Annotated in this window: 3 protein-coding genes and 1 pseudogene; all 4 read right to left on the reverse strand. The window is 73.4% G+C overall.

Annotated features, from left to right (window positions below; genetic code table 11):
- A partial coding sequence (locus AB0D04_RS41520) for an AAA family ATPase (protein WP_362712599.1) occupies positions 1–1,972 on the reverse strand: 1,972 nt, incomplete at its 3' end.
- Positions 1,973–1,975: 3 nt separating this feature from the next.
- Complete coding sequence (locus AB0D04_RS41525) at positions 1,976–4,879, reverse strand: AAA family ATPase (protein ID WP_362712600.1); 2,904 nt, start codon at positions 4,877–4,879, stop codon at positions 1,976–1,978.
- Between the two features lie 10 nt (positions 4,880–4,889).
- Positions 4,890–7,778, reverse strand: coding sequence for an AAA family ATPase (locus AB0D04_RS41530; RefSeq protein ID WP_362712601.1), 2,889 nt, complete (start codon positions 7,776–7,778; stop codon positions 4,890–4,892).
- A 515-nt stretch (positions 7,779–8,293) separates the two neighbouring features.
- A pseudogene (locus AB0D04_RS41535) lies at positions 8,294–8,418 on the reverse strand (GDP-mannose 4,6-dehydratase); the annotation flags it as partial.

The raw sequence follows: 8,418 nt of genomic DNA on the forward strand, positions 1-8,418 counted from the left end.
GGTCCTCAAGGAGGCGTTCGATCAGCTCGATGTTGCCGGATTCCATGGCCACCGCGGCCCGGACGACCGTGGCCGGCTCGCGCCAGTCCGCGTCGGCCAGTTGGGCGGCCCGGTCGGCCTGTTCGCGGGCCTGGGTCAGGCGTCCACAGGCGAGCTGGATCAGGGCGTTCTCGGCGTGCACCCCCGCGTGCGGGCGGTCGGTGTGCGGCTCGCAGGACAGACGGGTGTTGATGCCTTCCACCGCGTCGGCGGCGTACAGGGCCACCGCGACCAACGGTAGTGCGGTGCGGGCAGGTGCGGAGGTCACCGGCTCACGTTCCAGGATCTGTCCGGCCAGGGCCGCGACGTCCGGTGCCGGCAGGGCGCCTGAGAGGACCCCCGCGTTGTTCAGGACGGCCGCCAGTTCGCGGGCGCCGCCGGTGTCCAAGGGGGGCGGGGTGCCGAGTGAGCGCAGGCGTTCCACCGCGCCGGTCAGCTCCGCCGGGTTCTCGTGCCCGGCGTGCCACAGGCGCGCTTCCAGGCGCAGGGAGATCTCGCTGGGACATCCCTGGCGCGGATCTGTGGGCTCGAAGTCTTCGGAGACGTTGCGCAGCAGGTCCGCCGCCGAGGAGGTTGCGCCGCCGAGGAAGCTGGGCGGCAGGAGCAAGGTGGCGGCGGCCCGGTCGGTGGCCGACGACAGCAGGCGTACGGCCTGGCTGATGTGGCGTTCGCAGGCGGCGGGGTCGATGCCGCGTTCGGCTTTGGCCAGGTCGATCAGCAAGCGCGCGCGTTCGCCGTCGCCCGCGGTGCTCTGCAGCAGGGCGCGCCGCAGGTAGCGGGCGGCGGCCTCCGGCACGCCGCGGCGCAGCGCGGCTTCCGCGGCCGTCCGCTGTACCCGTATGGCCCACGGGCGGTGGGTGTCGGTGACGCCCATCAGCAAATCTGCGACGTGTTCGGCCGGGCGGCCGGCCTGGTGGAGGATTTCGGCCGCGGCGTTCCGGGAGCGTTCGCGTTCGGCGATGGTGAGGCCGGAATCGACGGCGTCGCATACGACACGGTGGAGGAAGCGTGGGGTGTCGTCGTGGGGGGCGAGCAGGCCGAGGCGGTGCAGGGCGCGCAGGGCCCGCTGGTAGCTGATGGCGTCCAGTCGTGCGTGGCGCCGGACGAGGTCGGGCTCGCCGTGGTCGCCGAAGGCGGCGATGGCCGCGGCCAGGTCGCGTACGGGGCCGGGCTGGGTCTGGAGGCAGCCGGCCAGCCGATCGCGGAGCTGGGTGGGGCGCAAGGTGCGGGCCTGGTCGGCCTGTTCGGCGGTGGGGCGGTGGCCGTTGAGGGCCTGGTCGCACAGGACGGACTGGAGGAAGAGGGGGTTGCCGGCGCAGGTGTCGTGGCAGGCGTGGGCGTAGCTGTCCTCGGCGGGTTCGCCCAGCTGGTGGTGGATCAGGGCCCGGGTGCCGTCGAGCGAGAGCGGGGCGGGGCGCAGGATGTCGGCGGCGTCCGCGAGGTCGCCGACGAGCGGGTGCTGGGCTCGGGGGTCGCCGTCACGCAGGGTGCACACGAGGGCGACGCGCATCCCGTCTGCGCGCCGGGCCAGGTAGGCGAGCCAGCGCAGGGAGGGGAGGTCGACCCACTGCAGGTCGTCGACGAGGATGAGTACGGGGGTGGTGGCGCAGGCTTCGGCGAGTAACGACCGCAGGCCGTGCAGGACGGCTTCGGAAGCGGGGACGTCGTGGTCGCCGGGGGTGGAGAGGTCGTCGGCCAGGAGGGGGCCGAGGAGCTGGTGGACGATGCCGAAGGCGAAGTCCTGCTCCATGGGGGCGGCGTTGGCGCGTAACACCCGTAAGTTTTCGGGGGGAGATGCGCCGGCCTCCTCGAGGAGGGAGGACCGGCCGATGCCCAGGGGGCCGGTCACCAGAAGTACGGAGGAACGGCCCGCCTGTGCCTGGCGCACTGCGGTGCCGATGCGGTCCAGTTCGGATTCCCGCTCATACAGCATCGGTTATGTCCTTTCCGTCGGTCGGCTCTGCGCACGGAGTTCCTCGCGTGAGGTGATGCGCAGTTTCTTGTACGTACTGCTCAGCCGCAGTTCGACGGTGCGCCGGCTCACCGAGAGCTGTTCGGCGATCTCTCGGTTGCCCAGGCCGCCGCGGGCCAGTTCGGCGGTCCGCTGCTCGGCGGGTGACAGGACGGCCCAGTCCTTGGGGAGGGTGGAGTCGTCGGGCGTGGCGGTCTGTTCCAGCTGGGTGGCCAGCCGCCGTACGCGTTCGGCCAAGCGCCTGGAGGTGCGGGTGACGGTGTGGCGGGACAGTTCGGTCAGCAGACGGGCCGCGTTGGTGCGGTCGCCGTTGGTGGCCTCCTCCGTGGCGAGTTCGGCCAGGGCCCAGGCGTAGGCGAGCTGGTTGGGCCCGCGTGGGACGCGGGTGAATTGGCGGGACCCGGCGGCCCGTTCGCGCGGGTCGAGCACTCCGGCGCACAGCTGGGCCAGGCCCAGTGCGCTCGGGGCGCCCCAGCGGCGGGCGAGGGTGAGATCCTCGCGGATCAGGCGCTGGGCCTGTTCCCGGTCACCGAGGGTGAGACAGGCTCTGGCGGCCAGCGAACGCCATGGCAGCACGGCGGGGTTGACCCACTGTCTGCGCAGCAGCCAGCGTCCGCTCTCCTTGAGCAGTTCGAGGGCCTCGGCCCAGCGTTCTTCGTCGATAGCCACGCGGGCGCGGGTGAACACGAGGAACGGCCAGTGGACGCCGCATTCGGATCCGGGCGGTGTGGGGGCGTCGTACAGGGCACGGGCCTCGTCGCGTTGGCCGGTCTCCACGGCGATGACGGTGCGTACGGCCATGAGGTGCGGGATGGCCAAGGGGTGCCAGCCGGCGGCGGGCAGTGCCCGTTCGGCGTCGTTGACCGCGCGTTCGGCGGCGTCCAGGCGACCGCCGCGCAGGTGCAGTTCGGCGTGCAGGACCAGGGCGCGGGCGAGCGTGGGGCGGCGCTGGCGGCGCCGCAGTTCGGCGACGATGGCGGCGAGGTGGTCCTCGGCTTCGGTGGCGGCGTCGGTGAGCCAGAGTGCTCTGGCGGCGACCAGGCGGGGCATGACGGGTGCGTCGTGGCCTGCTTCCAGAGCACGGCGGGACAGCTCCGCGGCCCGTTCGCGGTGCTGGCCGTGGGCGGCGAGCTGCCCGGCGCGGATGCCGGCCTGGGCGGGGGCGAGGGGGTGTTTGGGCAGGGCGGGGACGCCGGGGGCGGGGACGTCGGCGGCCTCGGGCCGGTCCTGGGCGGCGTACCAGTACAGCGCGATCAGGTCGTCGCGCTCGCTGCCGTGGGCGGTGGCCAGGGCCTGGGCGGCGACGCGGCGGCCCCAGGAGGCGTCGCCGCGGGCCAGGCCCATCTCCAAGGCCCGTAGGCGCAGTTGGGCCCAGCGTTCGCCCTTGCCCGGGCTGTTGACGACGGTGGCGAGCCTGCGGTCGCTCGCTTCGGGGGCGGCCACGGCCTCGGCGCCGGCCAGGTCGAGGCTGATCTGTGCGCGCTGAACGGGGTGCTGGGGCTCGTCGAGGGCGCGGTTCAGCCAGGCGGCGGCCCGGGCGAACTCACTGCGGCGCACGGTGGCGCCGACGCTGCCGCGCAGCGCGTGGACCGCCCAGGGCTCGCCGGTGGGGGGTGCGTGGAGGAGGAAGCGGGTGAGGTCCTCGCTGCGGCGCACGGCGGCGCCGAAGCTGCCGTACAGGGCTTGGACCGCCCAGGGCTCGCCGATGGGGGGTGCATGGAGGAGGAAGCGGGCGATGTCCTCGTCGTCGCCGCCGGACCGGTAGGCGAGGTGGGCGGCGCGGGCGTACAGGCCGGCGCGTTCGGCGGCCGGCGTGTCCTCCAGGATGCGGGCCCTGGCGACGGGCAGGCGGATGCGTTCGTGGGGGCCGTCGGGGACGGTGAAGCCGGCCGTTTCCAGCGCCGCGCGCAGCCGGGATTCGCGTACGGTGCGCAGCCCGGCCAGAGAGCAGATCAGGGTGAAGTCCAGCAGGTCGCCGCCGACGGCCAGCGCGCGCAGGACGGCGACGGCCTCGTCGGTCAGGCCCCGCAGGGCGCGCCCGGCGCGGTCGCCGATGATGTCGGTGATCAGGGTGCGCAGCTGCGGGACGATGTCGGCGGTGGGGCGGTGGCCGGCGTCGGCCAGGCAGTGCAGTGCCGCGTGCAGTATGGCGGGGCTGCCGTGGGACGCCTGGGTGGCCACGGCGGCGAACGACTCGTCGCAGGGGGTGCCGAAGATCATTTCAGCGAGGGCGGCGACCGCGCGGGGACTCAGTCCGCGGACGGTGAGGTGGCGGGTCAGCCGTGCGGAGGGGGCGGTGTCGGCCAGCCAGTCGGGGCCGTGCGGGTCCACTCCGGTGCGGCCGACGAGCAGTGCGAGGGGGAATCCCGCGGACAGGCGGCGCACCATGGCCTGTAGCCAGTGCAGGGAGGCCGGGTCCAGCCACTGAGCGTCCTCCACCGTCACGAGTGTGGGTGTGCGGCGGGTGGTGTGCAGGAGTTCGAGGAGGCCCGGCAGGCCGTCCGGCTCGCGGTGCTCTCGCAGCACCCGCAGCGGGTGTTCGGTCAGCTCGCCCAGCTGGGTGAGGAGTTGGATGACGGCTCCGTGTCGCAGGTCGCGTTCGGTCAGCGAGCCGCTGACGCGCAGGACGCGTACCGAGCGCTCCTCGGCGAGCTGGGCGGTCCAGCGCAGCAGGGCGTTGTGGCCGAAGCCGGGGCGGCCGGTCACCGAGACGACGGCGGGGTGGCCTTCGCCGAGCGCGGCCACCACCTCTGTCAACTCTGCTTGCTCCTGCTCGCGTTCGAGCAGGGACGGCTCGGTGCGTCGACGCTCCGCCCATATGAACCCAGCGTATGACTGTTCGTCGTTCAGCCCCGCCACAGATACCACCCCGGTCCGCTCACCCTCGGCCCTGTCGGCCCGGCCGCGGTGCCGACCGTGGCGCCCGTGCTCCGCGGACGCCCGAGGAGCGGAGGACCTCGTCGAGCTGAGCGCGCTCGGCGATGCCCAACTTGCGGTACACGCTGGTCAGATGCATCTCGACGGTGCGTACGCTGACGTACAGCGACTGCGCGATCGAGCGGTTGCCGGCGCCGCCGGCGGCGAGACTGGCGACCTTGCGTTCCATGCTGGTGAGCAGGTCCAGGGGCGAGGCGGTCATCTTCCGCATGCGGCCGCCCGCGGCCACCAGGGCGGCGCGGGCATCCTGGCCCAGTGCGAGGGCGCCGCAGCGCTGGGCGAGGCCGGCCGCGGCACGCAGGTGCTCGCGCGCGGCGGGTCGGTCGCCGTTTGCCAACAGGGCCTTGCCCAGGACGAGTTCGGCGCGGGCGTGTTCGACGCGGGCCGGTGAGGCGGACAGTTCGCGCACCGCCTCGCCCAGCAGTTCCACGCCGTCCTCGCCGGGGGTGGCCACGCCGCGGGCCAGGGCGGCCAGGCCGAGGACGCGCGGGGTGCCCCACTGCCGTGCCAGCCGGGTGCCGTGCGCGGCGGGCTCCTGGGCCTCCTCCGCGCGGCCCAGTTCCGCGAGTACGCAGGCCGCCTCCACCCACCAGGGCAGGTATGCCGCGTGGCGCACTTCGGCCTCCTCCAGCGACCTGCCGCACTCACGGAACAGCGCCAGCGCGCCCTCGGCGTCCCCCAAGGCGTGGCGGGCACGGCCGTGGGCCATCAGGTAGCGGTGGTAGGTCCACACGTACTGCTCGCGCCAGTCGGGCTCGGTGCTGGTCAGCAGCCTCTCGGCGGACGCGGCCTCACCCCGGTCCACCAGTACGCCCGCCAGGGCCAGGCGCGGCAGGACCATGGTCTCGCCCCACCGTTCCGTGCCGCTGATTTGGACCGCCGTTCTGGCATCCGCGAGGGCGTCCGGGAGAGCGCCCAGGCCGTGCTGGAGCACGGCGCGGTTGGACAGGGCCAGGGCATAGGTCCAGACGGCGGAGTTCTCCCGGCCGTGGCGCAGGACGCGGTCCAGCGCGCGTAGCGCGTCCTCGGTGCGGTCGGCGAGGCCGAGGACGAAGGCGGAGTTGATCAGGGACCAGCTCTTCAGGGGCAGGTGGGGGCAGGAGCTGGCGCGCAGGGCGCGCTCCACGGCCAATTCGGGGGGTTGGCCGTCGAGTGCCGTCAGTACGGCCATGGAGGCCAGCTTCTGGCACTGGGCGGGGGTGTCGCCCTCAGGCAGGGTCATCGCCGCGGCCCGCTTCCGTGTCGCGGCGAACGTGCTGCGGCCGTGCGTGCCGACGATCAGGAGCACCGACTCGACATGCGTGCGCAGTTCCCGGTCGGCGGGCAGGGGGTCGGGACCGAGTTCGGCGTCGAGCGCGTCCAGGACGTCTTCGAGGATGCCCAGGGCGACGGACATCTCGCGTGCGGCCAGGCCAGTCGTGCCGAACTGCGCGGCGATCCGTGCCCGGGTGCGTACGTCGACACTCGGCGCCAGCGCTTCGCGGAGCAGGCCGATGGCCTCGGGCGGGTCGGTCTCGGTCAGTGATCTGGCCAGCCGGACGCGGACCTCCACGCTGTCGGGGTCCACTTCCAACACCCGGTACAGGTAGCGCGCCGCGGTTTCCGGGGCGCCGCGCCGCTCGGCGCGGGCCGCGGCTTCCAGCAGGACGCCGGGCATCCATGGTTCGCCGATCGAGGGCAGTTGGAGGAGGTGGTCGGCGACGTCTTCGGCGGGTCGGCCCGCGTCGCTCAGGAGCAGGGCTGCCCGTGTGCGCAGGCTCGACAGCGCTTGGGCGTCCAGGGGAGCCAGCACCGCGGCTCGCACCGCGTCGTCCGCCAGGTGCCTGCCGCCGGGCACCAGCAGTCCGGCCTCGCGCAGCACCGTCAGCGCGTCCTCGACGACATCGGTGGGGACGGCGGCCAGGGCGCCGACGTGGTCGGTCCCCCGCTCACCGAGGACCGCCACGGCCCGTGTGACCTGCTCGACCCAGGGTGGCCGGCGGTCCAGGAGTTCGCGTGCCCAGCGCGCCAGGACGCGACCGCCGGTCTCGGCGATCCGGTCGGCACCGCCCACGCCCGGACCGGCGCCCTCGGCCCGCAGTTCGCGCAGCAGCCGGCCCAGAAGGCGGGGGTTGCCGCCGGTCGCGGCCCGAGCGCGGGTGACGAAGACGGGGGCGGCGGGTGCGGGGAAGAATTCGCGGACGATCTCGGCGACATCCGTCTCGGTCAGCGGTCGCAGGCGCAGCGTCGTCGTGCGGCGGTGGGTGGTCAGGTCCGTCAGGGCGTGGTGGGACGGGACACGGCGGGTGAGGGCGGTGGCCTCGGCCTGCTGGGTGAGGACGACGAGCAGGGGGAGGTCGTCGGACCGGCGCAGCAGGAAGTCCAGCCAGCGCAGGGAGAGTTCGTCGCAGTGATGGATGTCGTCCAGGGCCAGGACGAGCGGGCGGCGGCTCAGCATGTCTACCGCGAGGCGGTGCAGGCGGTGGAAGGTGTGCTGGACAGCGGGGGCGTGCGGCGACTCACCGGCCTGCGCGCCGGGGGTGAGGGCGGGCAGGGCGTGGCGGGTGGCTCCTTCAAGTGGGGCGCCCTGTGCCAGCGGGCCGAGCAGGGCGCGTACCCCGCCGAATGATTCGCTCGACGCGCCCTCCTCGCAGGTGCCCTGCAGAACCCTCGCGTGCCGGCCGACATCCCCGCTGAGGAAGGCGTGCAGGAGGGCGGACTTGCCGATTCCGGCCGGGCCGGTCACGACCGTCGAGCACCCGCGCCCGGAACGCGCGGTGCGGGCAAAGCGGTTGAGCTCGTGTACGACATCGCCTCGGCCGACCAAGGCGCTGCCTAAGTCAGAATCCACGCTCCGGCTCCGCACCATAGGACTCCTCGCACCTCGGAGACACCACAGATGTGACGGGGCGTCATCACACCACACCGTAAATCACCCTAAAGGGTGATGTCCGACGTGCGTAAGAGTACATGATCTACGGAACCCGTGGCCAGCAACTCTCCTCATCGCGCGGACTCCACGTCCGCGGAAAGGTGTTCAAGCGGTGCCACCACTACGGTGGGGCCCGCAGGGCCGCCTGCACCTGGTCGGCCATGGCCGCTATGTCACGGCCCGGAGTCCTTCCGCAGTGGTCGTCGTCATGGCGCTGCTTCCTCCTCCTGGCGATGGCGCCGGACCGGGCCGCCGGGATGGATACGGCGGCCGGTCGCCGGCCCTGTGGTCCACACACCCATTCCACAGGGCGGACTACGCGAAATCCCGTAGTGTCCTCGGCTCGGCGTGGCGGCGCGGTCGCCGTGCCGAAGCGGTACGGGATACGCCCGGACACACACCGTGCGCCGAGGTATCCCGTGGGCCCGGGCGGACTACCAGCTGCCGGCCAGCAGCAGATCCCCGTATTCCCGCTCGCGGGACGCCTGGCGCAGATCGGAGTCGACCATCATGCGCATCAGTTCGGGGAAGTCGACGGTGGGCTCCCAGCCCAGCTGGG

This window comes from Streptomyces sp. NPDC048483 (assembly GCF_040651455.1).
Taxonomy (GTDB): Bacteria; Actinomycetota; Actinomycetes; order Streptomycetales; family Streptomycetaceae; genus Streptomyces.